The sequence below is a fragment of the Aeromonas sp. R5-3 genome, from assembly GCF_040908225.1.
Lineage (GTDB): Bacteria > Pseudomonadota > Gammaproteobacteria > Enterobacterales > Aeromonadaceae > Aeromonas > Aeromonas dhakensis.
This window is the reverse complement of record NZ_JBFODH010000023.1, coordinates 243,611-268,293: the sequence shown is the minus strand read 5'-3', so window position 1 is coordinate 268,293 and position 24,683 is coordinate 243,611. Positions and strand designations below refer to the sequence as shown.

General features: G+C 65.4%; 24 protein-coding genes. 6 read left to right on the top strand and 18 right to left on the bottom strand.

Going from position 1 to position 24,683, the window contains the following annotated elements; all coding sequences use genetic code 11:
- Positions 1–64: 64 nt before the first annotated feature.
- Positions 65–2,533 (bottom strand): bifunctional aspartate kinase/homoserine dehydrogenase II, encoded by a 2,469-nt coding sequence (locus AB5Y95_RS15900; protein WP_368161564.1) that lies wholly within the window; start codon positions 2,531–2,533, stop codon positions 65–67.
- Entirely contained in the window at positions 2,533–3,705 is a 1,173-nt protein-coding gene (gene metB, locus AB5Y95_RS15895) for a cystathionine gamma-synthase (protein WP_368161563.1), read from the bottom strand. The genes AB5Y95_RS15900 and metB overlap by 1 nt, the downstream gene beginning before the upstream one ends.
- A gap of 205 nt (positions 3,706–3,910) precedes the next feature.
- Between metB and metJ the strand changes: the two genes are divergently transcribed.
- The 3 genes from metJ (at position 3,911) to AB5Y95_RS15880 (ending at position 5,445) form a co-directional block, all read left to right on the top strand.
- On the top strand, positions 3,911–4,234 hold the full coding sequence (gene metJ, locus AB5Y95_RS15890) for a met regulon transcriptional regulator MetJ (protein WP_005308521.1): 324 nt from the start codon (positions 3,911–3,913) through the stop codon (positions 4,232–4,234).
- Between the two features lie 35 nt (positions 4,235–4,269).
- On the top strand, positions 4,270–5,022 hold the full coding sequence (locus tag AB5Y95_RS15885; protein ID WP_260752591.1) for an AraC family transcriptional regulator: 753 nt from the start codon (positions 4,270–4,272) through the stop codon (positions 5,020–5,022).
- Between the two features lie 84 nt (positions 5,023–5,106).
- Positions 5,107–5,445 (top strand): tRNA-binding protein, encoded by a 339-nt coding sequence (locus AB5Y95_RS15880; protein WP_043169363.1) that lies wholly within the window; start codon positions 5,107–5,109, stop codon positions 5,443–5,445.
- Positions 5,446–5,517: 72 nt separating this feature from the next.
- Here the strand turns inward: AB5Y95_RS15880 and AB5Y95_RS15875 are convergent, their stop codons facing one another.
- The 3 genes from AB5Y95_RS15875 to nudE all read right to left on the bottom strand — a co-directional run bounded on the left by AB5Y95_RS15875 (position 5,518) and on the right by nudE (position 8,658).
- Positions 5,518–6,789 (bottom strand): aromatic amino acid transport family protein, encoded by a 1,272-nt coding sequence (locus AB5Y95_RS15875; protein WP_010635218.1) that lies wholly within the window; start codon positions 6,787–6,789, stop codon positions 5,518–5,520.
- A gap of 412 nt (positions 6,790–7,201) precedes the next feature.
- Positions 7,202–8,014 carry a 3'(2'),5'-bisphosphate nucleotidase CysQ gene (gene cysQ / locus AB5Y95_RS15870; protein WP_005308514.1) on the bottom strand — a complete coding sequence of 271 codons (813 nt, stop codon included), beginning with the start codon at positions 8,012–8,014 and terminating at the stop codon, positions 7,202–7,204.
- 35 nt (positions 8,015–8,049) lie between these two features.
- On the bottom strand, positions 8,050–8,658 hold the full coding sequence (gene nudE, locus AB5Y95_RS15865) for an ADP compounds hydrolase NudE (protein WP_010635219.1): 609 nt from the start codon (positions 8,656–8,658) through the stop codon (positions 8,050–8,052).
- Between the two features lie 138 nt (positions 8,659–8,796).
- On the opposite strand from nudE, the gene yrfG reads away from it, so the two are divergent.
- Positions 8,797–9,465 (top strand): GMP/IMP nucleotidase, encoded by a 669-nt coding sequence (gene yrfG / locus AB5Y95_RS15860; protein WP_338713484.1) that lies wholly within the window; start codon positions 8,797–8,799, stop codon positions 9,463–9,465.
- Between the two features lie 69 nt (positions 9,466–9,534).
- Here the strand turns inward: yrfG and AB5Y95_RS15855 are convergent, their stop codons facing one another.
- Entirely contained in the window at positions 9,535–10,641 is a 1,107-nt protein-coding gene (locus AB5Y95_RS15855) for an NADH:flavin oxidoreductase (protein WP_211027968.1), read from the bottom strand.
- A gap of 116 nt (positions 10,642–10,757) precedes the next feature.
- On the opposite strand from AB5Y95_RS15855, the gene AB5Y95_RS15850 reads away from it, so the two are divergent.
- A complete protein-coding gene (locus AB5Y95_RS15850; protein ID WP_211027967.1) occupies positions 10,758–11,663 on the top strand; it encodes a LysR family transcriptional regulator in 906 nt (301 codons plus the stop codon).
- On the opposite strand, the gene tyrS is transcribed toward AB5Y95_RS15850, so the two are convergent.
- A complete protein-coding gene (tyrS, locus tag AB5Y95_RS15845; protein ID WP_211027966.1) occupies positions 11,658–12,923 on the bottom strand; it encodes a tyrosine--tRNA ligase in 1,266 nt (421 codons plus the stop codon). The two genes, AB5Y95_RS15850 and tyrS, sit on opposite strands and share 6 nt — an antisense overlap.
- Positions 12,924–13,080: 157 nt before the next feature.
- On the opposite strand from tyrS, the gene AB5Y95_RS15840 reads away from it, so the two are divergent.
- Complete coding sequence (locus AB5Y95_RS15840; protein ID WP_211027965.1) at positions 13,081–13,896, top strand: helix-turn-helix transcriptional regulator; 816 nt, start codon at positions 13,081–13,083, stop codon at positions 13,894–13,896.
- A 60-nt stretch (positions 13,897–13,956) separates the two neighbouring features.
- Here AB5Y95_RS15840 and exeN read toward each other — a convergent pair whose 3' ends face one another.
- The 11 genes from exeN to exeD form a co-directional block, all read right to left on the bottom strand.
- Complete coding sequence (gene exeN / locus AB5Y95_RS15835) at positions 13,957–14,712, bottom strand: GspN family type II secretion system protein ExeN (protein ID WP_017783584.1); 756 nt, start codon at positions 14,710–14,712, stop codon at positions 13,957–13,959.
- A 61-nt stretch (positions 14,713–14,773) separates the two neighbouring features.
- Positions 14,774–15,265 (bottom strand): GspM family type II secretion system protein ExeM, encoded by a 492-nt coding sequence (exeM, locus tag AB5Y95_RS15830; RefSeq protein ID WP_368161562.1) that lies wholly within the window; start codon positions 15,263–15,265, stop codon positions 14,774–14,776.
- Positions 15,262–16,446, bottom strand: coding sequence for a GspL family type II secretion system protein ExeL (gene exeL / locus AB5Y95_RS15825; protein WP_017780399.1), 1,185 nt, complete (start codon positions 16,444–16,446; stop codon positions 15,262–15,264). Before exeL ends, exeM begins: the two co-directional genes overlap by 4 nt.
- Before the next feature lie 119 nt (positions 16,447–16,565).
- Entirely contained in the window at positions 16,566–17,591 is a 1,026-nt protein-coding gene (gene exeK / locus AB5Y95_RS15820) for a GspK family T2SS minor pseudopilin variant ExeK (protein WP_368161561.1), read from the bottom strand.
- A gap of 89 nt (positions 17,592–17,680) precedes the next feature.
- Positions 17,681–18,328 (bottom strand): GspJ family T2SS minor pseudopilin variant ExeJ, encoded by a 648-nt coding sequence (gene exeJ / locus AB5Y95_RS15815; RefSeq protein ID WP_368161560.1) that lies wholly within the window; start codon positions 18,326–18,328, stop codon positions 17,681–17,683.
- Between the two features lie 44 nt (positions 18,329–18,372).
- Positions 18,373–18,732 (bottom strand): GspI family T2SS minor pseudopilin variant ExeI, encoded by a 360-nt coding sequence (exeI, locus tag AB5Y95_RS15810; RefSeq protein WP_005308487.1) that lies wholly within the window; start codon positions 18,730–18,732, stop codon positions 18,373–18,375.
- The gene (gene exeH / locus AB5Y95_RS15805) at positions 18,729–19,292 is read right to left on the bottom strand and encodes a GspH family T2SS minor pseudopilin variant ExeH (protein WP_279451722.1); all 564 of its coding nucleotides are present in this window, start codon (positions 19,290–19,292) and stop codon (positions 18,729–18,731) included. Before exeH ends, exeI begins: the two co-directional genes overlap by 4 nt.
- Positions 19,293–19,339: 47 nt before the next feature.
- Positions 19,340–19,771: a GspG family T2SS major pseudopilin variant ExeG gene (gene exeG, locus AB5Y95_RS15800; protein ID WP_005308483.1), complete on the bottom strand. Its 432-nt coding sequence runs from the start codon at positions 19,769–19,771 to the stop codon at positions 19,340–19,342.
- Positions 19,772–19,921: 150 nt separating this feature from the next.
- Positions 19,922–21,142 carry a GspF family T2SS innner membrane protein variant ExeF gene (gene exeF / locus AB5Y95_RS15795; RefSeq protein ID WP_017765226.1) on the bottom strand — a complete coding sequence of 407 codons (1,221 nt, stop codon included), beginning with the start codon at positions 21,140–21,142 and terminating at the stop codon, positions 19,922–19,924.
- A gap of 1 nt (position 21,143) precedes the next feature.
- Positions 21,144–22,649 carry a GspE family T2SS ATPase variant ExeE gene (gene exeE / locus AB5Y95_RS15790; RefSeq protein ID WP_017787449.1) on the bottom strand — a complete coding sequence of 502 codons (1,506 nt, stop codon included), beginning with the start codon at positions 22,647–22,649 and terminating at the stop codon, positions 21,144–21,146.
- Positions 22,649–24,682, bottom strand: a complete 2,034-nt coding sequence (exeD, locus tag AB5Y95_RS15785; RefSeq protein WP_017780394.1) for a GspD family T2SS secretin variant ExeD — start codon at positions 24,680–24,682, stop codon at positions 22,649–22,651. The genes exeE and exeD overlap by 1 nt, the downstream gene beginning before the upstream one ends.
- Position 24,683 lies beyond the last annotated feature (1 nt).

The following is a 24,683-nucleotide window of genomic DNA, read 5'->3' as shown; positions in this document are numbered from 1 at the left end:
CCTGCCGCTAAACAATAAAAAGAGGCGCCACTGGCGCCTCTTTGACTGAACGGCTTGTCCGCTGTTACAGGCTGGCACAGATCTGCCAGAGGTCGTACTGGATGGCGGCGGCCGTCACTTCCCGGCCGGCCCCCGGCCCCTGGATGACCAGCGGGTTGGTGCGATAGCTGTCGCTCTCGATGGCAAACACGTTGTCGCACGGCAGCAGGTTGGCGAACGGGTGGTGCGGCTCCAGCGCCTCCAGCCCAACCCGCGCCTTGCCGTCGTGCTCGAAACGGGCGACATAGCGCAGCACCTTGCCGACCCGGCGCGCCCCCTCGAAGGCGGTCTGGATCGGGTCATCCAGCTCCTTGAGCCTGTCCATGAACTGATCCGCACTCACCTTGCGCAGGGCCACCGGCACCAGGTTCTCCAGCTCTATGTCGGCAGAGTCGAGCTCGAAACCCGCCTCCCGCGCCAGAATGAGCAGCTTGCGGCGCACATCCTGGCCGGAGAGATCCTCGCGGGGATCAGGCTCGGTCAGGCCGTGCTGCCACGCCTCGTCCACCAGCTCGGAGAAGGGGCGAGTGCCGTCATACTGCTGGAACAGCCAGGAGAGAGTGCCGGAGAAGATACCGGAGACCCCCTGAATGCGGTCGCCGCTCTGGCGCAGCATCTGGATGCTGGACTGGATCGGCAGCCCGGCGCCCACGGTGGCGTTGTAGCGCCACTGCACCTGATGATCGCGGCAGGTCTGCTTGATGCGCTGGTAGAACTCGCTGTCGGCGGCGCCGGCAAACTTGTTGGCGGCGATGATGTGAATGCCGAGCTGGGCAAAGTCCGGGTAGTAGCGGCTCACCGTCTCGCTGGCGGTCATGTCCAGCGCAATCAGGGTATCGAAGCCGTGTTGCTCCAGCTGGGCCAGCAGCTCGGGCCAGATCAGCGGCTTGGGATTGAAGTTGTCCTGCACCTTGAGCGGATCCAGCCCCTCTTCATCCAGCAGGCCCACTTCCGAGCTGAACACCCCGTAGAGGGTGAGCGCCAGGTTCAGTTCATGCTCGAGCCGTGCCTTTTCCCGGGCATAGAGGTTCAGCCAGTGACCGCCGATGTTGCCCTTGCCGAACACCACCAGCCCGACCCGGTTCGGGCGGCTGAACAAGGCGCTGTGCAGGGCGATCAGCAGCGGCTCCAGCACCACCTGGCGCAGCACGGCCACCAGGCTCAGGCCATCTTTGGCCACCTGCACGAACTCCAGCGGCTGATCCGCCAGCAGCTGGTAGAAGCGATGGCACTGTTCGGCGTTGTCGGTGACGCCGGCCCCCACCAGCGCCACCAGGCTGTAGCCTTCACGCTGGATAAGAGCGGTGAAGCTGCCCTGCAGCTGGAAGTCGCGCAGCAGCTCGAACGCCCCCTGCGCCACCTCGAGGGTGTAGGCGAGGCGCAGGATCCGGCGATCAGGCTGGCGCTGCAGGGTGAGCGGGTTGAGGCGATGGCGGGCCAGATAAGCCTCGATGGTTGCCACTGTCTGCTCAAAATCAGTCTGCGGCAGCACCTTCAGCTCGATCAGGGCGATCTGATCCACCGAGGAGACGATGCGAGCGCCGCCGGAGCGCGCTGCACGGCGCAGAATGTGGGTGCAGCCCTCGTCCGGGTTGTAGCTGCAGCGCAGGGTGAGGCGCTGGCGGCTGTCGGCCACCGGCTGCAGGGTGCGCGAGTGCAGCACCGAGGAGCCGAGGCGGGCCAGCTCGTTGGCTTCGGCCAGGCTCAGGCGCTCCAGCAGGCGCGCTTCCTTCACCCGGCGCGGGTCGGCGCTGTAGACCCCGGCCACGTCGCTCCAGATGGTGGTGGATTCGCCGTCCGCCAGCAGGGCCAACAGGCTGGCGCTGTAGTCGGAGCCGTTGCGACCGAGCAGCAGGGATCGTCCCTCCATGTCGGCGGCGATAAAGCCGGTCACCACGATGCGGCCGGCGTGCTCGGCCAGTCGCGCCTTGAGCAGTTCGCTGGAGAGCGCAGTATCCACCTTGACCAGGGCGCCATCCTCGGCGCGCAGGAAACTGCGGGCATCGAGCCAGATGGCCTTGTCGCCGCGACTGGTGAGCAGGGCCGCCAGCAGGCGCGCCGACCACACCTCGCCAAAGGCGAGCAGACCGTTGCGCTCGAAGCGGTCAAACTGCCCCTCCAGGGTCTTGGCGATCAGCTGCATGTCGTCCGCCAGCTGCTGGCTCAGTTCGAGGTGAAGATCTCCTTCCAGCAGACCGTCGATCAGGCTCTGCTGATAGGCCTGCAGGGCCGAGATGGCCTCGCCGGCGGCTTCATCCCCGGCTTCGGCCAGCTCCACCAGCTGGATCAGCCGGTTGGTGGTCTTGCCGGCGGCGGAGACCACCACCAGCTCTCGCCCGCCCCCCTGCTGCTCGACTTGTTGTTCGAGAATGCTGGCGACCCGGCGATAACAGACCGGATCCGCCAGGCTGCTGCCACCGAATTTGTGGACGTGACGTCGCTTCAAGCCTGCTTCTGTTGCCACCGCGATCTCTCCTTGTTGCTGCTGTTCCATTACTTCGCCACCTGCTGTGCCTGCTGTGCCTGTGCAAACGCCTGGGCCAGATCGGCCACCAGATCCTCACCGTGTTCGATACCGACCGACAGGCGCAGCAGCTGGCTGCTGATGCCTGCCGCCTGCTGGGCCGCCGGGGTCATGGCCCTGTGGGTCATGCTGGCCGGATGGGCCACCAGACTCTCCACCCCGCCGAGGGATTCGGCCACCGAGAAGAGGGTGAGGGCCGCCAGGAAGGCGCGAATGCCCGCCTCGCCGCAATCGAGCTCAAAACTTAGCATGGCGCCGAAACCGGACTGTTGACGGCGCGCAATATCGTGGCCCGGATGGCTCGGCAGGCTGGGGTGATAGATGCGTTTGACCAGCGGTTGCTGCTGCAGGAAGGCGAGGATGCGGTCGGTGTTCTCCTGATGGGCGCGCAACCTGGGAGCCAGGGTGCGCAGACCGCGCAGGGTAAGGTAGGAGTCGAACGCCCCGGAGGTGAGCCCCAGACAGTTGGCCCACCACACCAGGGAGTCGGCCAGCTCGGGTTCCTTCGCGATCGCGACCCCGCCCACCACGTCCGAGTGGCCGTTGATGTACTTGGTGGTGGAGTGCACCACCAGGTCGGCCCCCAGCGCCAGCGGCTGTTGCAGCAGCGGCGAGAGGAAGGTGTTGTCCACCGCCACATTGGCCCCCGCCGCGTGGGACGCCTCGGCGATGGCGGCGATGTCCACCACCCGCAGCAGCGGGTTGGAGGGGGTCTCCACCCAGACCAGCGCCGGTTTTTGCGAGAGCGCCTCAGCCAGTGCCGCCGCATCCCCCTGATCGACGAACTGCACCCGGTAGTGGCCCTTGGCCGCCAGGTACTCGAACAGACGCCAGGTGCCGCCGTAGCAGTCATGGGGGGCGATCAGCAGATCCCCCGCCTTGAGCAGAGCGGTGGTGACCAGATGGACGGCCCCCATGCCGGTGCCGGTCACCACGGCGCCGGCGCCCCCTTCCAGCGCCGCCAGCGCGTCCGCCAGATTGGTGCGGGTCGGGTTGCCGGAGCGGGCATAATCGTATTGACGAGGCTCGCCAAAGTCGGCAAAGGTGTAGTTGCTGGAGAGGTAGATGGGCGGCACCACGGCACCGTGTTGCTGGTCAGTCTCAATCCCGGTGCGCACTGCCTGGGTGGCCTTGTGGGTCATGTCACTCTCCTTGATGTCTCTTCACACGCTGGCATCTTGCTGCCACGCGTCATCCCGCCATTGCAGGCTCATGGTGAACCACACTACGCCAGCTTAAAAAGGCCGTCAACACTTCTAGACGTCTAAATGGCTTTGCTGTTGGATTGCCATTGATTTCCTTAAGGGTTAAAATCCGCGCTCACGGCTAAACGAGAACAGGTGGATCATGGGTACAGAGTGGAACGGCGACTACGTCAGCCCCTACGCGGAGCACGGCAAGAAGAGCGAACAGGTCAAGAAGATTACCGTCTCGATCCCGCTCAAGGTGCTGAAGGTGTTGACCGATGAGCGCACCCGCCGTCAGGTGAACAACCTGCGTCATGCGACCAACAGCGAGCTGCTCTGCGAAGCCTTCCTGCACGCCTTCACTGGTCAGCCGCTGCCCTGCGACGAAGATCTGCGCAAGGATCATCCGGACAGCGTCCCTGCCGAGGCGCGTGCCATCATGGAAGCGCTGGGCAAAGAGATCGAAGATTTCGACGCCGAGTAATCCAGCAGCAGATGCCAGACAGCAAACCCCCTTCGATGACGCGGCCCCTGGCCGCGTCATCGCTATCCGCCCCTTTCAGCCTGCGTCGCTACCAGAGCGACGTCTGCAGCCACAGCCACGACCATGCCCAGCTGGTGATCCCCCTCGACGGTCCCATCGAGATCGAGGTGCAGGGCCAGGGGCGGCGGCTCGCACCCGGTTTTGCCTGCATCATCGCCCCCGGTGAGCGGCACGACTACGCCGCCGATCCGGCGCTCTCGTTTCTGGTGCAGGAGAGTCACTGGCTGCCCGGCGAGCTGGGCGAGCGCCCCTTCATCGAGCTGGACGAGGCCCAGCGCCACTACCTCGCCTTCCTGCACCGCATGGTGGCCGAGGGGCGCCACGTGGCCGGCATGGAGCAGGTGTGGCTGGGTCTGCTGGCAGAGGCGCAGCAGGCAGGCTCGCGCGGCCGTGCCCGCCTCGCCCCGCGCATCGGCAAGGTGCAGCGCCATATCGAGGCGCATCTCGCCGAGCCCCTCAGCAACGAGCGGCTGGCCGCCATCGCCTGCCTCGGCCAGAGCCAGTTCAAGCACGCCTTCCAGCAGCAGGTGGGGATGAGCGTCTCCCACTACATCCGGGCGCGGCGCATGGCGCTGGCACGTACCCTGCTCGCCCACACCGCCCTGCCCGTCGGCGACGTGGCCAGCCGCTGCGGTTACCAGAATCAGGGGGCCTTCGGCGAGCGCTTCCTGGCCGAAACCGGAGTAACCCCTTCCCTCTGGCGCCAACAAAACGGCCGCTTGCCGTAACCGGGCGGCCGTTTGCCGAAGACGGCGCAGGTGGTTTCGAGGCATGCTGAGGCTCATGCAAGGTATGGGTAACGAGGAGCCAAGATGCAGACCATAAGCTGGCAGGATTTCGAGATGGTGGAGCTCAGGGTGGGCACCCTGGTGCGGGTCGAGCCCTTCCCCGAGGCGCGCCGCCCGGCCTACAAGGTGTGGGCGGATTTCGGCCCCGAGCTCGGGGTGCGCAAGAGCAGCGCCCAGATCACCGACCTCTATCGACCGGAGGCGCTGGTAGGTCGCCAGATTGTCGCCGTGGTGAACTTCCCCCCCAAGCAGATAGGCCCGATCCAGTCGGAGTTTCTGCTGACCGGCTTCTACCGGCCGGATGGCGCCGTGGTGATCGCCATCCCCGAGCAGGCGGTGCAAAACGGCGCCAAGCTAGGCTGAGGCCACCACCGGACGGATACAAGAGAGGCGACCCAAGGGTCGCCTCTCTCTTTTGCGGCTGGTTGCCCGCCGTTACTTCAGCAGGCTGAAGATCAGCGCCGACACCGCCAGCGAGCCGGTCAGCAGGATGAAGCCGTTGGCCCAGCGCTGGCGGAAGCGAGCCAGCGCCTCCACCTTGTAGATGGCCACCACCGGCATGATGAACAGGATCATGGCGATCACCGGACCGGAGAGGGTCTCCATCAGCCCCAGGATCCCCGGGTTGATGATGGCGGCGCCCCAGATGGAGAAGAACATCAGGGCGATGCCGAGCTTGTCCGCCTTCGCCAGCGACAGGCCGGTGGGCTTGGCGATCAGGCTTTTCAGGCTCTCGCGGGCACCGAGGAAGTGACCGAGGAAGGAGGAGCTGATGGCGATGAAGGCGATGAGCGGCCCCAGGGTCACGATCACCGGGTTGTCGGTGATGTTGGCAAGATAGGAGAGTACCGAGACGTTCTGGGCCTTGGCCTCGGCCAGCTGGGCCGGCGAGAGGCTCAGCACGCAGGAGAAGACGAAGAACAGCACGAAGCCCACCAGCATGACGGTGGTGTTGCGCAGGATCAGGCTGCTCTTGGCTTCCGCCTGCTCGCCGTACTCCCGGCGCTGCACGTTGGCAAAGCCGGAGATGGCGGCGGCGTGGCTGAAGGCGAACACGGTGACCGGCAGCGCCAGCCAGACGGTGTTGAGGAAGCTGCCACCCTCCAGGCTGCCCAGCTGCGGCCACTGCCACTGGGGGATCAGGTAGCAGGAGAGCGCCGCCAGGATGGCCGCCAGTGGATAGACCATGACGGCAAAGGCGCGCAGCATCGCCTTCTCACCGGCCAGCATCACGGCGATCATGGCGAACACCAGCATGCCGGAGAGCATCACCCGGTTCGGGGTCGCCATGCCGAGCTGATTGATCATGAAGCTCTCCACCGTGTTGGTCAGCCCGACCCCGTAGATGAGCAGGATCGGGAAGATGGAGAGGAAGTAGAGCGCCGAGATGAGGCGGCCGGCCATCTTGCCGAAGTGCTCCTGGGCCACCTCGGTGAAGTCGGCGTGGGGGCGCGACGAGGAAAGCACGAAGCGCGCCAGCCCGCGGTGGGCCAGGAAGGTCATGGGGCCGGCCAGCACGGCGACTATGATGAGGGGCCAGATCCCGCCCAGACCCAGGTTGATGGGCAGGAACAGGATGCCGGCACCGACGGCGGTACCAAACAGGCTGATGACCCAGTGGGTGTCGTGGCGGCGCCAGGGGGTGGCGCTGACGGTGGTGGAGCGGGAACCGGACAGCTCCCCTGTGACGTCTACAGATAAACTCATTACTAATTCACTTTTTGTCAGTGTTTTAATCTGAGTTCATTGTGGTTTATCGGGATTTAATTCTCAAAAATCCCCCCTGAAACATATCACTACCATTACGGGCTTCAGCCAGTGAGATTGGGAATGGAATCGGGATCACATAAATGAGTAAAACTAAATTCAGTCAAATTAACGAAATTTAAAACCAAATTTTCATTCATGGTCAATTTTTTATTTTGACCAAATGATCGTTTACAGAATTACCTGAAAAATCGTGCCATTCCGCCGCCCTCTCTTGTGATGATTCACTGTCATTCCCGCGCTTTGCCAGCGGATATTCCTGTTCATCCCCGATAAAACCAGCGGATCACACCATGCAATCAGGCGGCCATGGGGCCGCCTGATTGCCGTCAACGATAAGATATTCACCCACTCAGTGAGCCAGAATGCTGCCCCAGGCGAGATCCGGATCCCCCATCACGATGAAGTCCGGGTTCTCCAGCGACTCCGTCTCGTTGTAACGCAGCGGCTGCAGCGCCAGGCTGAGGATGCGGCCACCGGCCGCCTCGACGATGCACTGGGCGGCGGCGGTGTCCCACTCGCCGGTGGGGCCGAGCCGCACGTAGCAGTCGGCCGCCCCTTCCGCCACCAGACAGGACTTGAGGGAGCTGGAGCCGAGCGGGATCAGCTCGTAGTTGATGGCCGGGTTGAGGCGGCGGGTCAGATTCTCCAGCTTCTGGCGGCGACTGATGGCCACCACCAGCGAATCGGGCTGATCGTGTTCGTGGTGCATGGCGCTGATGGGGTGCACCTCGCCGTTCGCCTCCTTGAAGGCGCCATGGCCGCGCACCGCCCAGTAGAGCACGTCCGACTCGGGGGCATAGATGACACCGAGTACCGGCACATTGTCCTGTACCAGGGCGATCAGGGTGGCGAAGTCACCGCTGCCGGCGATGAACTCGCCGGTGCCGTCGAGGGGATCCACCAGCCAGTACTGACGCCAGTTGGCGCGCTGACTGAAGGGGATGTCGGCCGCCTCTTCGGTCAGCACGGGAACATGGGGAGTGAGCGCCGACAGCGCCTGTTTGAGGTAGGCATCGGCAGCAAGATCGGCACTGGTGACCGGGGTCGCATCCTCCTTCAGCTGACGCTCGAACTGACCGCCGTGATAGATTTCGTGAAGGATCCTGCCCGCTTCGCGCGCGATCTCCTTGACCCCCGGCACCCAGGCCAACAACTCCTGCATCTTGTTATCCTCTGTATTCAAACTGCCCCTGCGGGCTACTCTGCCTGCTCCGCCAGCCAGCGTTGGGCCAGCAGCAGCGCACTGATGCTGCGCGACTCCGTGAAGTCGGGTCGCGCCAGCAATTCGTCGATCCGGTTCAGCGGCCAGGGGATCACCTCGAGGGGCTCGGGCTCGTCCCCCACCCGCTGCTCGGGGAAGAGATCCCGCGCCAGCAAGATGTCCATCCGGCTGGAGAAGTAGCCCGGCGCCAGCGACACCTGCTTGAGCAGGGTCAGGCTGTTGGCCCCGAAGCCCGCCTCCTCCATCAGCTCCCGGTTGCCCGCCTCGAAGGCATCTTCGCCCGGGTCGATCAGTCCCTTGGGAAAGCCCAGCTCGTAGGAGTGGGTGCCCGCCGCGTACTCGCGCACCAGCAGCAGGGTGTGGGCATCAAACAGCGGCACCACCATGACGGCGCCCCGGTTGCCGCCACGCATCCGCTCGTAGACCCGCTCCTCGCCGTTGGAAAACTTGAGGTGAAGCGACTCCACCTTGAACAGCCGGCTCTCGGCCACTATCTCGGCATTGAGGATCTCCGGCTTGCTCTTGTCGTGCGCCATGGTGTCGACGCTGAGGTGGACGGGTTTGCGTTGGTGGTGATCACTCATCGGGGCTGGCTGCTCGTTAAAAAATCGTGTTTCAAGAGTAAACGACTCCCCTCTCGAACACCACGGGGCAAGGGTGGGAAAGCGGCGGGAAAAATCCGTTATAATACCCGCCCGTTTCGACCCGACCACCGAGGCCCCATGCCGACCCCACTGCCCTGGCACCAGATAGACACTGTCCTGCTCGATATGGATGGCACCCTGATCGATCTCCATTTTGACAACCACCTCTGGCAGCAGCTGGTCCCCGAGCGCTATGCCGAGCGACTCGGCCTGCCGCTGGCCGAGGCCAGAGTGCAGATCGAGGCGCACTACCAGGCCGTCAGCGGCACCCTCGACTGGTACTGCGTAGATTACTGGAGCGAGACGCTCGGGCTCGACATCCGCGCCTTCAAGCAGGAGATCCTGGAGAAGATCCAGTGGCGCCCCAACGTCATCCCCTTCCTGGCCGCGCTCAAGGCCGCCGGCAAGCAGCTGGTGCTCTTCACCAATGCCCACCCCGCCAGCCTGTCGGTCAAGGATGCGCACCTCGGCCTCGCCGAGCACCTCGAGCTGATGGTGAGCACCCACGAGCTGGGCTGGTCGAAGGAGAGCCAGCACTGCTGGCAGGCACTGGCCGAGCGGCTGGCGTTCGACCCGGCTCGCACCCTGTTCGTGGATGACAGCGAGCGGATCCTGCGCGCCGCCGCCGATTACGGGATCGGCTACCAGCTCGCCATCCAGAACCCGGACAGCCGGCAGCCCGAGCAGCGCATCACCGCCTTTCCGGCGATCCGCGACTACGCCGAGCTGTTGCCCCTCGGCACCTGATACGCTCAAGGCCCTCATCGCGAGGGCCTTGTCATATCGGCTCAGCAGCCAGTCCGCTGATTAAAGCCCTCAGGCCGCATCGCGCGGGACCAGCACCCCCATGCCGGCCAGGTAGTCGAGGGCGCTCGGGGTGAAGCCGATCTCTGCGAGGTGCGCCGCCGTGAAGGGGGCGCGCTGCAGCGGCAGGCCGCGGCTCACCCGTTCCATCCAGTCCGGATTTCCGATCGCCGCCGTGCCCACCGCTACCAGGTCGGCGCCGCCGGCCAGGGCCAGCTCGGCCGAGGCTGCATCGTGGATCTTGCCCGCCACCATGAGCGGCACCCGCCCGGCCAACCCGACCCGCACCGCCTCCAGCAGGGCGCCGCCGTCGGGGTCCCCCGCCACCGCCTTGAAGCTGTCCCCCATGGAGAAGTGCAGGTAGTCGATCCCCTCGTCCGCCAGCAGGTGCGCCACCGCCAGCTGATGGGGCAGCTCTATGCCCTGGATATGGGCATAGTTTTCGGGGGAGAGGCGCACCCCGACCAGAAAGTCCCGGGGCAGGCGGGCGCGGATGCCGCGCACTATCTCCACCAGGATCCGCGCCCGGTTGGCGATGCTGCCACCCCAGCGGTCGGTGCGCCGGTTGTGCAGGGGGTTGAGGAAGTTGCAGAGCAGGAAGTTGTGGGCCCCGTGCAGCTCGACCCCGTGCAGGCCGGCACCATGGGCCCGCTCGGCGGCGCCCACGAAGGCCTCGATCAGCGTAAGAATCCCCTCCTCGCTCAGCCCCTTGACCCCGAGCGGGTAGCGCCCGCCCGGCGCCAGCGCGCACGGACCGACCGGCGCCCCATCGTTCAGTTCGGGCAAGGCCCGCATCCCGCCGTGATGCAGCTGCACCACCGCCAGTGCCCCGGCCTGCCGCGTACTGTCGGCCAGGGCCGTGAAGGCTTGCTGCTGGGTGTCGGTCATCAGGGCCGGCTGTCCCGCCCAGCAGCGTCCGCCAGGCTGCACCTGGGTGGCGGCGGCGATGAGCAGACCGAAGCCGCCCCGGGCGCAGCGCGCCAGCCAGTCGAGCTCGGCCTGCGCGGGATCGCCGCCTGCACCGCTCATGTTGTGGGTCAAAGGGGCCAGCACGGCCCGGTTCTTGAGCCGCAATCCGGCCCGTTCGAAGTGGAAGCTGTCGCCAAGTGCCTTGTTCATCGCCCTCTCCCGGGATCGCAATGGAATGGCCGCCACTATAAACCGGGACAATCAGGATATAATCAGGCACACAAGCAAGGCATTCATTCCCAGCAAGACACAATAGATCACCCCTCATGCGTCACCACAAGCTCGACACCCTCTACCTGATGCGCCTGCTGGTCGCCATCGTCCGCTGCGGATCCTTCGCCGCGGCGGCGGCCCAGCTCGGCATCACCCCGAGCAAGGCCTCCAAGGATCTGCGCCACCTGGAGCAGAGCCTCGGCAACACGCTCCTGAGCCGCACCACCCGCCGGGTGCAGCTGACCGACGCTGGGGAGCTCGCCTACCGCCAGGCCGACCAGATGATCGCCCTGCACGAGCAGTTGCTGGACGGCCTGCAGCGCCGCCGCTCGGCCCTGTGCGGGGAGCTGCGCATCACGGCGCCGGATCTGTGGGGCGAGGTGGTGCTGACCCCGGTGCTGCTGCGCTTTCGCGCCGACCACCCCGAGGTGCGGATCATCGCCGACTTCAGCAATACCCCGGCCGACCTCCTGCGCGACAACCTGCACGTGGCGTTTCGCAGCACCGAGCTTGGCACTCAGCCCTATCTGGCGCGCCCCATCGCGGTTGACGATCTGGTGCTCTGCGCCAGCGCCGACTACCTGGACCACCACCCGCCCTTGCGCGAGCCGCAGGATCTGCAGCAGCACCCCCTCATCACCCGCTGCCAGGAGTACAGCCGCCACGAGCGCTGGACCCTGCTTGCCCAGGGGCGCGAGATCCCGCTGGAAGTGGCGGGCGAGCTGGCCTTCAGCAGCAAGAAGGCGATTCACCAGGCGATGCGCCAGGGGCTGGGGATCGCCCGCTTGCCGCGCTACCTGGTGGCGGCCGAGCTGGCCGAGGGAGTGGTGCGCGAGGTGCTGCCCGACTACCGTCCCAAGGGGACCGGCTTCTATGCCCTCTACACCCAGCGCCGGGCCGAGTCGGCCCTGGTCGGCCACTTCCTCGACTACGTCATCGAGGCGCTCACCCCCTCATGAGCGGATCACCAGGTGGTACTGCTTCTTGCCCCGGCGCAGCAGCAGGTAGCGGCCAAACAGCCAGTCGCCATCGGTCACTGGCCCATCCTGGCGGATAGCGCCGTTGAGGCTGACCGCCCCCGCCGCCAGCAGCTCGCGGGCGATGCGCCTGGAGTTCGCCAGGCCACACGCCACCAGCAGGGTCACCAGATCCGTTTCCCCCTCGATGGGGCTGCTCGGCAGGCCATCCTGGGCCAGCTGAGCCAAATCGCTCTCGCCAAGGTGGGCCACGTCACCGCTGAACAGCAGCTCGCTGATGCGCCGCGCCGCCGCCAGTGCCCCCTTGCCGTGCACCAGCTCGGTCAGCTCGTCCGCCAGCACCTGCTGGGCCAGCTTGCGCCCTTGCCGCTTGGCATCCTCTGCCTCCAGCGCCTCAATCTCGGCCAGCGCCATAAAGCTGTAGTAGCGCAGGAAGCGGTAGACATCCTCGTCCGCGGTGCCGAGCCAGAACTGGTAGAAGGCGTAGGGCGAGGTGAGCGCCGGATCGAGCCAGATTGCGCCCCCCTCGGTCTTGCCGAACTTGGTGCCGTCCGCCTTGGTGATGAGGGGCAGGGTCATGCCATAGACCTGGGCCTGATTGAGCCGACGGGTGAGATCCATGCCGCTGGTGATGTTGCCCCACTGGTCGTTGCCACCTATCTGCAGGGTGCAGCCGAGACGCTGGTTGAGCACGGCGAAGTCCTGGGATTGCAGCAGGGTGTAGGAGAACTCGGTGAACGAGATGCCCTGATCCGGGCGGGCGAGGCGCTGGCGCACCGATTCGCGGGCCAGCATGGCGTTGACCGAGAAGTGCTTGCCGATGTCCCGCAGAAAATCGAGGGCGGACATCTGCCCCATCCAGTCGGCGTTGTTGACCAGCAGCGGCGCCGCCAGCCCGTCGCTGGCCGGCAGCAGGGCGCTTATCTGGGCCGACAGGCTGGCTACCCAGCCCTGCACCGTCTTGGCGCTGTTGAGGCTGCGCTCGCTTGCCTTGAAGCTGGGATCGCCGATAAGGCCAGTGGCACCGCCCACCAGCGCCACCGGGGTGTGGCCCGCCAGCTGGAAGCGGCGCAGCATCAAGAGCGGCACCAGATGGCCGATGTGCAGGCTGCCGGCGGTGGGATCGAACCCGCAGTAGACGATGCGCGGGCTGGCAAGGTGAGAGGCGAGCGCCACCGGGTCGGAATTCTGGGCCACCAGGCCACGTCGGGTCAGCTCATCGAGCAGGTGGGGGTTGATCATGGGTTCTCCAACAGCAGGGGAAAGCCCACATCCTCGCCGCTCCGGCCCGCGCCGAATATGTCCCCCAGGGGACAGTTTTGCCACTCTCGTGCTAGCATCCTGTCATAGTGGGTAGCCAGCCCAGCCACCCGGAAGCCACCGCCATGAACCAGCACCCATGATCCAGTCCCTCACCACAGAAGCTCTGACCCGCAGCATGACCGAAGTCGTCGATGCCCTGCATGGCAGCGGCTTCCCGGCAGCCCTGGTGCGCCTGATCCAGCAGCAGGTGGCGTTCGACTGTGCCCTGCTGCTCGGGGTGGGGCAGCGTCCCGTCTACCTCTATGACAACCTGCACCACCAGCGTGCGCTGCTGTTCGATCGCTACCTCACCCGCCACTTCAGTCAGGATCCCTTTATGCAGGCGCTGGAGCAGGGCTTGCCTGCCGGGGTCTGGACCCTGGCGCAGGTGTCGCACGGACGGCTCGACCCCGAGTATCGCCACCACTTCTATCAGGCCACCGGCTGGCAGGAGGAGGTGGGGCTGATCCTGCCGGTACGCGACGGCCTCACCCTGATGTTGTTTCTCGGGCGCCTCGACAAGCGCAGCTCCCTCAGTCGTGACGAGCTGGCGAGGCTGGAAGCGCTGTTCCCGCTGGTGCATTCGCTGTGCCGCCAGCACTGGCGGGAGGGAGCCGCGTTGCTGGCCCAGAGCCCGATGCTACCGGGTGGCGCCGATCTCAAGGCGACGGTGGAGCAGGCCATCGCCAGCGTGGGGGGCGCAAGCCTCACCCGCCGCGAGCGTCAGGTGGCGGGATTGCTGTTGCAGGGGCTCGACACCGAGGCCATTGCCGGAGCGCTTGGCATCGGCAGAGGCACGGTAAAAAATCATCGCAAGCACCTCTACGCCAAGCTGCACCTGCGCTCGCGGGCCGAGCTGTTCCGCTTCTTTCTCAATCACCTCATCACGGCGCCGGCCGCCGCGGCCCCATAACGACACCACCCCGCCGGGGCGGGGTGGTGTCGATGCTTGCCAGCACAGACGGCAACGCCGTCAGATGCGGCCCTGGTAGCGCAGCGGGAAGCGCCCCTGACCATCGGGCTGGCCGAGGAAGGGCAGCCCCTGCTTCATCTGCTCCGGCAGTTCGGGCCCGGGTTTCAACGTGCCCTGAAACAGGTACTGGCGATTGGCCTGCAGCTCCAGCTTGCCCTGCACCTGCACCGCCTCCGAGCCCTGCTTGAGCTCGGCCACCAGCCGGGAGTCGATGCAGGTCAGCTTGATCTCGGGATCCCCCAGCACCAGCTTGCCGGCCGGGGTATCGGCATCGGCCCCGTACCAGTAGAGGTTGCCATAGAGGTTGTCGCACCAGGGATTGCCCTGGGCAAACTGATCCAGCTTGAGCTGCAGCTGGCCGGCCACCGTCACCGGCACGGGCAGCTGCATCGGCACCCGCGCCAGCAGCCAGGGGGCCGGCACGTTGAGGGTGATGTCGCGGCCGAAGGCGGCGCCGCTCCAGCCGACCACCCCCTGCCCATTGAGGCCGCTGCGCTCGCCAAAGCGCAGGGAGACCTCAGGGGCAAAACGCAGCAGCGACCAGCCGTTGAGCTCCCAGCGCAGCTGGGTCAGCGACTCGCTGGCGTATTGCAGGCGGGCAACCTGGCCGCTCCAGAGGGTGCCGCTCACCCCTTCCAGCTGCACCAGGGGCGGCAGCGGCAGATGGCGCACCACCAGAGACGCCGGCAGCTTGGCCAGCAGGAAAACCAGATAGGCCGCCAGAAACAGCACGGCAATCAGCACTCTTTGCTTCATAGAAAACGACTCGACTGCAAACGCCCGATCAGGCGCGAGGCCCTGCTCGGGACGCGTGGTTTCATTGGGGACGGCTCAGTTGCAAGCGGCGTACCTTGACCAGACCGGGCGCCAGATTCTCGCTGGCCAGCTCGATCACCTGTACCTGCACGCCATGGCGATCCGCCAGGGTCGCCAGCCAGATCAGCAGATCATCGAACGCCACCGTGTCGATCCATACCTGCAGCTCCTGGCCCTGGGGCTGCAGCCGGGCAATCTTGATCTTCTGGTTGAAGGCGGTGCGGTTGACCACCCCTTCCAGGGTGCCACTGGTATCGAGCTGGCGGCCCTGGCCACCCTGCAGCGCCAGCACCTCTTCACCCTTCTCTTTCAGCCAGGCGAGAGTCTGCTGCTGGCTCAATACCTGCCGCTCGCGCTCGTCGATGCGGTTGCCGATCGGTTGCCAGATGACCCAGTAGCAGAAGCCGATCAACAGTACGCTGCCGCCCACCGCCACCAGCCGCTGCTCGCGGGCGCTGATGCTCCGCCACCAGCTTTGTAGTTTGTCCATCATGATGATTTACCCTTCAGCACCAGTGCCCCTTCGACCTTGCCTTCGGTGCTACGCACCTCCCCCTGCTGCACCTCGAAGCGCTTGCCGGCCAGCTCGCGAAAACGCTCGATCTCGGCAAAACCGGGGGCCGTCACCTGCAGCCTGAGCTCGCCGCGTGCCGCGTCGAAACGCAGCACCTCGGGCTTGAGGCCGGGTACTTCGGCGAAGGTGGGCGCCAGCTCGGTCAGCACCATCAACACCCCGTCCTGGGGCGTCTGCCCCAGCTGCTGGAGGTGCTGGGTCATCTGGCTGCGCACGTTGACGATGCGGCTCTCCCCCGGGAAGATCCGGGTGTAGACCTGCCGGATCTCCGCCTTGAGCGCCTTGTCCTGCTCCGCCAGCTGGTAGAGCTGCACGCCGCGCTGGGCAAACGCCACCACCAGCAGCGCCCCGGCCACCACCGCCACCTTGCGCCACTGCTGCCAGTAGCGGGAGTATTCGGTCTGCGGCCGGTAGGGGCCCTGCAACAGGTTGGCCTGACTGGCGAGCGCGCCCCGGGCCAGCAGCAGCATGGGCAGTTCGGGATCGGCCGCCTGCCAGCTGGCCGCCGCAATGGCCGGCGGCGGGGTATGGCAGTGAATGGTCACCGGCGCCGGCTCCGCCGCCAGCAGCATGGCCAGCAGCGGCTCGTCGGCGACGATGCCCTGACAGGGCCCCTGGCGCAGCAGCCACTCCTTGCCCAGCTGCAGCGCCGACCAGCCCTCGCTCGCCTGCGGCAGCGCCAGCACGTCCGGCAGCAGCTGCCGGCTCTTGAGACCGGCCTGCTCCAGCCAGCCAAGCCAGGTCTGCATCTTCTCCTTGTCGACCGCCATCAGGTCCACTTCGTGACCCTGATGACCCAGCACCACCAGGTGCAGCTCATCCACGTCGGAGGCGATTTGCTCCTCCAGCAGATAGGGAAGCGCGGCCGCACTCTGGCGGCTGTATTTGCCCGGCAGGCTCACCCGCCGGAAGATAAGATCGCTGCCGGGCACCAGCACCACCGCCGGGCGGCCACCGGCCCGCTCCTGCAGCTCGCCAAGGGCATGGGCCGAGGCCAGGGTACCGGAGGCGATCACCTCCTCCTCCCCGCCCGACCACACCAGCCACTCGACCGGCTGCTGCGCATTGGTCCCCAGACGGATGACCAGACTCTCGCTCACTAATGTCTCTCCTGCCATGCTCGCTCGCATCCCTCGGGATGGGCGGGCGCGCAGCCATGGGCTGCAGTCCAATCGGGGGATGGCGCGGGCCGGCCAACGACCGTCACCCGCCTCCCTTGTTATTCGGCGCCGCCGTTCAGACGGCGCAGCATCACCAGCTTGTTGTCCTTGCCGCGCACGAAGACGCTCTCCAGCCTGGCCCGGGTGTCACCCACCTCGGCAAGCAGCCTGGCCTCGAAATAGCTGCTCTTGACGTCCAGCGCCGCATCCAGACCCTGGATGTTGCCCACCTGCACCGGCATCTGGTCCGTCATCTCCTTCTTGTTCTTCCACCCCTTCTGGGGGCGGCTGGTCAGCACCCGCTTGGCATCGTCCAGCCCCACCTTGTCCAGATAGAGCGCCACCAGCAGGGCCGACTGCTCCGGCCGGATGGTGTTGACGTTCACCACCAGCTTGTCGTTGGGCAGGGTGCACACATAGGGCGCCAGCCGGGCGTACAGTTTGGCGCTCACCCCGCGCACCGCCCGCAGCTCGTCGGTGCCGAGCATCCACTGGTTGGCGGTCAGATAAGGGGGGGTGAGCCCTTCGTAATAGGCATCCTCGGCGCCGTAGCTCGACACCAGCACGGTATCCTTGTCGGTCCAGTCGCGGATGGCATCGGTCAGCTGCACCGCCTCGTAATCTTCCACCTCGAGCTGCTTGAGCAGCGCCTTGAACACCTTGACCGGATAGGGCTGCTTCTCCAGGTCGTCGCCGCTGATCCCGTCCTTCAACGGCACGCTCAGGCTGTTGAGGTTGAAACAGGATTGCAGATCCCGCACCCGGCCGGTGAGCTTGCCGTCATCCACCGGGAAGACCGCATCCTGGCGCGCCCAGTTCTGCCCCAGGCTGACCACGTTGGGGTCATCCTTGAAATCCTGGGCCAGCACCTTGCTCACCAGCGCCTCCGCCGACATGGCATACCACCAGGCCTGCTTGCCGGCGGTGAGGTTGGCGGTGCGGCGCAGCTCCAGCTGCAACCGGCCGCTCATGTTGCTGGCGATGATCACCATCACCGACAGGATGAGCAACACCACCAGCAGGGCCATGCCCCCCTGGCGGCCCGGAGTGGTGCGGGATCGGCCCCGGCCGCGCTTAATTGCCATTGTCCGCTCGCTGGCCGCCGGCACCGATCAGGAACTGGCGGCGTCGAATAGTGCCGTCATCTTCCATGACGGACAGGGGAAACTGACGATCAGTTACCATTATCTGCCCTCTGACCACCGGCACCGATCAGGAACTGGCGGCGAATGGTGCCATAGTCTTCAAGATCCAGCTCTACCGCCAACCCGTAGGGCAGCACGTTGCGCTGGGTCCACTCCTCTTTCCAGCGGCCCTTGTCGTAGAAGTAGAGTCGCATCGCCGTTACCCGATCCAGCATCGGCTGAATGCGCGGCTCGGTGCCGATCACCGGATCCGGGTAGAGGTAGCTCAGCCGCTCCAGCTTGTGATCCTTGAGCCGCCAACCGACCCGCTGCAGGCCGGAGCGCGGCAGCATGCCATCGGGGTTGAGCCAGCCGCCGCGCATGAAGGCCATGCCCCAGTCGTCGCTCTGCTGGCCGAAGCGGGAGGCCGCCAGCAGCACCTTGTTGCTCTCGCCGTCGATGCGGCCGCTACGCGGCACCATCTGGGTGACGTCCCGCTCCAGCACGGAGAAGGCCAGCTGCAGCTCGGAGAGACGCGCCTCCTTGCGCTTGGCCACCTCGTCGCTGGTGAGCACCCCTTGCAGCACCTGATAGGCGCCCAGGCTCAGGCCGGCGAAGATGGCGATGGCCACCAGCATCTCCAGCAGGGTAAACCCCGCCTGACGCTGGCTAATGGAGAGACGTTGGTGAATGTTCATCGGCTGATGCCGGCTCCGGCTTATGGAGACACCTTGATGCAGGTTCATCGGCTGATATAGGTCCGGATCATGGCAACCGGGCTGTCGGCCTTGGGCGCAGTGCGCACTTCCATGTCCAGCGCCTTGAAGTTGCTGTCGGCGGTGGCGACCCCGCGATAGCGCCAGTACCAGGTCTGGCCCGCCATCTGCTCGTCCCCCTCCACCCAGCTGTCACCGGGCCACTTGGCTTCGAGCTTCTGCTGCACCAGCTGGTTCTCCACCACCCAGGTCGCCAGGGTCTTCTGTTCCAGATAGTTGAGGCCGGAGAGGTGCTCGCTGGCGGTCTTCATCACCGCCAGCCCGGCGATGGCGAACACCGCCAGCGCCACCATGACTTCCAGCAGGGTCATGCCGCGGGCGTTCATTCCTCTTCCTCCTCGTCCTGCAGCAGGCGCAGGCGGCCGAACTCGTCCGCCTTGACCGTGCGCACATAGCGCTGATCGTCGTCCTGCTGGGTCAGGGTCAGCACGAAGGGGGTCAGCTCACCACCGGGAAAGATGAACACCTGGGGCGTGCGCTCCTTCTCGTCGCGCCCCTTCTCGTACTTTTCGTCGGAGTCGGTCCGCCAGCTGAAACCCTCGAGCTCGATGGCCAGCTGCATGTTGTCGGGCAGCTCGACCCGATCCAGCAGCTTGTCGCCGCTCATCACCTGCCACTTGCGATCCTTGGCCGCGCGCTGCATGAACTGCCAGCTGTTGTCCTCGACACGCAGGCCCACCAGCCGGCCATCCATCACCGAGTACTCCTGCGCCTGCTGCAGCACGGCCATGAAGCGGCGCGCCTGCTTGTCGAGCTCCCGATCCCCCCTGACGCCACCCATGCTGAGGGTGACGGCAGTGGCCACCAGCCCCATCAGCATGGCGACCAGCAACACTTCCAGCAGGGTAAAACCGGCCTGGCGACGGGTAGAAGAGGCCACCTTCATTCAGGCAGCCTCGGCATGTCTCGGTGAGCGCGGCGCGGCGGGATCACTTATTGGAAGTCCTTCAGGTTCCAGTTGCCGATGTCGTCATCGGTACCGGCTTCGCCATCCAGCCCCATGGAGAAGATGTCGATCTTGCCGAACTGGCCCGGGCTCAGCATCTGGTACGGGTTGCCCCAGGGATCCTGCGGCAGGCGCTTGATGTAGCCCCCTTCCCGGTAGCTGCGCGGCTCAGGTGCGGCGGTCGGCTTGTTGACCAGTGCGTCCAGCCCCTGCTCTGTGGTCGGGTAGCGGTTGTTGTCCAGCTTGTACATGTCGAGGGCGTTTTCCAGCGCCACTATGTCGGAGACCGCTTTCTGCTGGTCAGCCTTCTCCTTGTTGCCCATCAGGTTGGGCACCACCAGGCTGGCCAGGATCCCCAGGATCACGATGACCACCATCACTTCCAGCAGGGTAAAACCCGATTGACGACGCTTTTGCATGACTTACTCCCTCACGAAATGAGATGGCATGAACCATCAACGATTAACTGTTAAACCACGATCGTTCGATTACGCCTGTCGGCTAATCGAACCTACGGGTTCGACTGGGTTTGTAGGTTCGAATAGCGAAGCGTATTCGGACACCCTCACCTACAGATTCACCATATTGTTGAGCTCGAGGATCGGCTGCAGGATCGACATCACGATAAACAGCACCACCCCGGCCATGGAGACCACCAGCATGGGTTCGAACACCCCGAGGGCGATGTTCACCTGGGTTTCGAACTCCCGGTCCTGGTTGTCCGCCGCCCGCTCCAGCATGTTGTCGAGCTCGCCGCTCTGCTCGCCGGAGGCGATCATGTGCAGCATCATGGGCGGAAAAATTTTGGTTTCATCCAGCGACTTGCGCAGGCTGGTCCCCTCCCGCACCCGCTCGGTGGCCTCACCGATACGCATGCGGGCAAAGTCGTTGGAGAGCACTTCGCCAGAGATCTTCATCCCCTCCAGCAGCGGCACAGCGCTGGCGTTGAGGATGCTTAAGGTGCGGGCGAAACGGGCGGTGTTGAGACCGCGGCTGACCCGACCGATCACCGGCAGGCGCAGGATCAGCTGGTGCCAGTGACGGCGACGCTTGTCGTCGGTCAGCCACCAGCGCCAGACAAACCCACCCACCAGCAGCAGCAACAGGAACCAGAGGCCGTAGTGCTGCATCAGCTCGCTAGTACCGATGAGGAAGCGGGTGGTGGCCGGCAGTTGCTGGCCCATGTGTTCGAACTGGGCCACCACCTTGGGCACCACGGCGGTCAGCAGGATGGAGATGACGCCGATGGCGACGCAGGTAAGGACGATGGGGTAGATCATCGCCTGCAGCAGCTTGGTGCGCATGTGCTGGCGCTGCTCTGTGTAGTCGGCGAGGCGGTTGAGCACCTTCTCCAGGTGACCGGACTTCTCGCCGGCCGCCACCATGGAGCGGAACAGCTGATCGAACACATGGGGGAAGGCCCCCAGCGAATCGGCCAGCGAATAGCCCTCCACCACCTTGCTGCGCACCGTGGCCACCATGCTGCGCAGGTGGGCCTTCTCGCACTGCTCGGCGACGGCCTTGAGCGCCTCCTCGATGGTGAGGCCGGCCCCCACCAGGGTCGCCAGCTGGCGGGTGATCATCGCAAGCTCGGCGGTGCTGGCGCCACGGCGGAACAACACGAAGCGGTTCGCCTCGCGCTTGGCCTTCTCGGTGGTCTCGTTCACCTCGAGCGGGGTCAGCCCCTGCTCGCGCAACAGCTGGCGTACCTGACGGGCGGAATCCCCCTCCAGTACGCCGCTCTTGTTGCGTCCCTTGCCATCGAGGGCCTTGTATTCAAATGCCGCCATCTCAGTCTTCCCGGGTCACGCGCAGCACCTCTTCGAGGCTGGTCTGCCCCTTGAGTACCTTGTCGATGCCGTCGCGGCGGATGCTGGGGGTATGGCCCCGGATCAGTCGCTCGATGGCCAGCTCGCCGCTGGCGCTGTGGATCGCCTCGCGTACCGCCTCGTCCACCACCACCAGCTCGTGGATGCCGGTCCGGCCGCGATAGCCGGTGTGGTTGCACTGCTCGCAGCCCACCGGGCGCCACACCTGCTGATCAGGCGCCAGTTCGATGCCCATGGCAATGCGCTCCTGCTCGGTGATGGGGCGCGGGGCGCGGCAATCGGGGCAGAGGGTGCGCACCAGCCGCTGGGCCAGTACCGCCAGCAGTGACGAGGAGAGCAGGAAGGGCTCGATGCCCATGTCCCGCATCCGGGTGATGGCGCCGATGGCGGTGTTGGTGTGCAGGGTCGACATCACCAGGTGACCGGTCAGCGACGCCTGCACCGCGATCTGGGCGGTCTCGAGGTCACGGATCTCCCCCACCATCACCACGTCCGGGTCTTGGCGCAGAATGGCGCGCAGGCCGCGGGCGAAGGTCATGTCCACCTTGCTGTTGACCTGGGTCTGGCCTACCCCTTCGAGGTCATATTCAATGGGGTCTTCGACGGTCAGGATGTTGCGATCCCGCGAGTTGATCTCGGAGAGGGCCGCGTAGAGGGTGGTCGACTTGCCCGAACCGGTCGGGCCCGTCACCAGAATGATGCCGTGGGGCTTGCGAATGAGTTCGCTGATGATGTTGCGGTTGGCCAGCGTCATGCCGAGCTGCTTGAGCTCGAGCCGCACGTTGTTCTTGTCGAGCAGACGCAACACCACCCGCTCGCCATAGCTGGACGGCATAGTGGAGACCCGCACGTCCACCGCCCGGCCGCCGATGCGCAGTGAGATGCGGCCATCCTGCGGCACCCGCTTCTCGGCGATGTCCATCCGCGACATGACCTTGATGCGCGACACCAGCAAGGAGGCGAGCTTGCGGTGGGGGCGCAGGATCTCCCGCAGCACCCCATCGATGCGAAAACGGATCACCAGGGCCCGCTCGAAGGTCTCGATATGGATGTCGGACGCCTCTTCCTTGATCGCCTCGCTCAACATGGCGTTGATGAGGCGGATGATGGGGGCGTCGTCGTCGGCGTCCAGCAGGTCTTCGCTCTGGGGCAGCTCTTCGGCCAGCGCGAAGAAGTCCATCTCGTTGCCGAGATCCTCCATCAGCTGGCGTGCCTCGGAGGAGTCGCGCTGGTAGTGGGCCATCAGCAGCTCTTCGAAGGCCTCGCCGTCCATCTGCTCCACCGTGAAGGCGCAACCCGCCACCCGCCGTACTTCCAGCAGGGTTTGCGGCGTCACGCCCTGGCGGCAGAGCAGCACCGGGGCCCCCTGCCGCTCGGTCAGGATCACGCCGAAGTTGCGGGCGAAGGCAAACGGCAGCTCGGGCAGGGCTGCCGGCATGTCGACGCCATCCAGCTGGTATGCCGCCATTACTTGTTACCCACGAATGGCTGGGACCCGCCGTTCGTCTGCGGGGCCGACTGTGTCTGCTGGAGCTGTTTCTGCACCTCGGGCGAGACGGTCACGTCCTGGCCGTACTGGGGCAGCACCTGGCGCTTGGGCGAGGTGAGATACCCCTCCTGCGCCGCCGCATCCAGTTGTTCGGAGCGGAACTGTGAGTACTTGTTGCCGGAGATGCCGCTGTAAACGTCGGAGTCACGCAAGATGGTGGGCCGGATAAAGACCATCAGGTTGCGTTTGGAGGTGGTATTGCTAGTGGAGCGGAACAGGTAGCCCAGCACAGGGATGTCGCCCAGCAGCGGCACCTTGGAGACCTTCTCCTGGGTCTTCTCGTCCATCAGGCCGCCCAGCACCACTGTCTCGCCACTCTTGACCAGCACGGCGTTCTTGATGGTGCGGGTATCGAAGGTCGGGCCCAGAGTGGCGGTCCCGGTCGCCTGGGTCTGCGCCACGCTGGAGACCTCCTGCTCGATGTTGAGCAGCACGGAGTCCCCTTCGTTGATCTGCGGCGTCACCACCAGCTTGGTCCCCACCGTCTTGCGTTCGATGGTGTTGAACACCTGATCGCTGGTGGTGGAGCTCTGGGAGCCGCTCTGCACCGGCACTTCCTGGCCGACGTTGAAGGAGGCTTCCTTGTTGTCCATGGTGACGATACTCGGGGTGGAGAGAATATCGTTCTTGGTATTGGTCGACAGGGCCGTCACCAGCGCGGCCCAGTTGCCTTTGTAGAAGCCGGCCGCCATGCCGTCGAAGCCACCGGCCAGTTTGGACAGCGCATCCGTGTTGCCGTTGTCCTTGTAATCCTTGGCCGCGATGGCCACCGAGCCGATGGGCAGGTTGGTGTCGGTGAACTGGGTGCCGCCGCCATTGGTGTTGGCCCACTGCACCCCGAGGTTGAGGCCGTCGCCATCGGCGATCTCGACGATGATCGCCTCCACCAGTACCTGGGCACGGCGGATGTCGAGCTTGGCCACCACCTGCTCCAGCTCGGACATCACGTCCGGCTGGGCGGTGATCACCAGCGCATTGGTGGTCTCGTCGGCGGAGATGGCCAGCTTGCCACCGCCGATGCTGGCACCGCCACCGCCTGTGGTAGTAGCCGCGCCGCCCTTCTTGTCGGCCTCGATGCTGGAGCTGACGCCCTTGAGCACCTCCACCAGATCCTTGGCCTTGCCGTATTTCAGATAGAAGACCCGGGTGTTGCCCTGGCTCTGCAGGTCACGGTCGAGCTGGTGCACCATCTGGATGATGCGGGCGCGCGCCTTGGGCTCGCCGCTCACCACCACGGAGTTGGTGCGCTCGTCGGCCACCACCTTGGGGGCCAGCAGCAGGGAGGTGTTGGCCCCCTGGTTGTTGCCGTCCTTGTTGAGGTTGGTCACCAGTCGCACCATTTCACCAGCGGAGGCGTACTTCAGCTTGACGATGTCCACTTCCTGGTCGCCCGCCTTGTCGACCCGGCGCACCACTTCCACCAGCCGGTTGACCACGGCGGCGCGGCCGGTAATCAGCAGCACGTTGGAGGGATCGTAGTGGACCACGTTGCCGCCGCCGGCGTTGTCATTGAGCTGGCGCAGCAGCGGCGCCAGCTCGCGCACCGAGACGTTGCGCACCGGCACGACCCGGGTCACCATCTCGTCGCCGCTGCCGGGGTTGCTCTCGTCCACCACCGGGATGGCGGAGGTCTTGGCATCCTTGGAGCGCACCACCTTGAGCACGCCGTTGTCCATCGGGACCACGGCGAAGCCATAGACGTCGAGCACGCTCAGGAAGAACTGGTAGTACTGGTCTTCGTTGAGCAGGTCATAGCTGCGGACGTTGATCTTGCCCCGTACCGACGGCTCTATGATGATGGTCTTGTTCAGGTTCTTGCCGACCGTGTTGATGAACTCTTCGATGTCGGCATTCTTGAAGCTGGCGGAGTATTCGGTGGCCCAGGCTGAGCCTGCCATCATCAACGCCGCGGCCACGGTGGCCAGACGCCAGCCCTTCCCTTTATTTGTCATT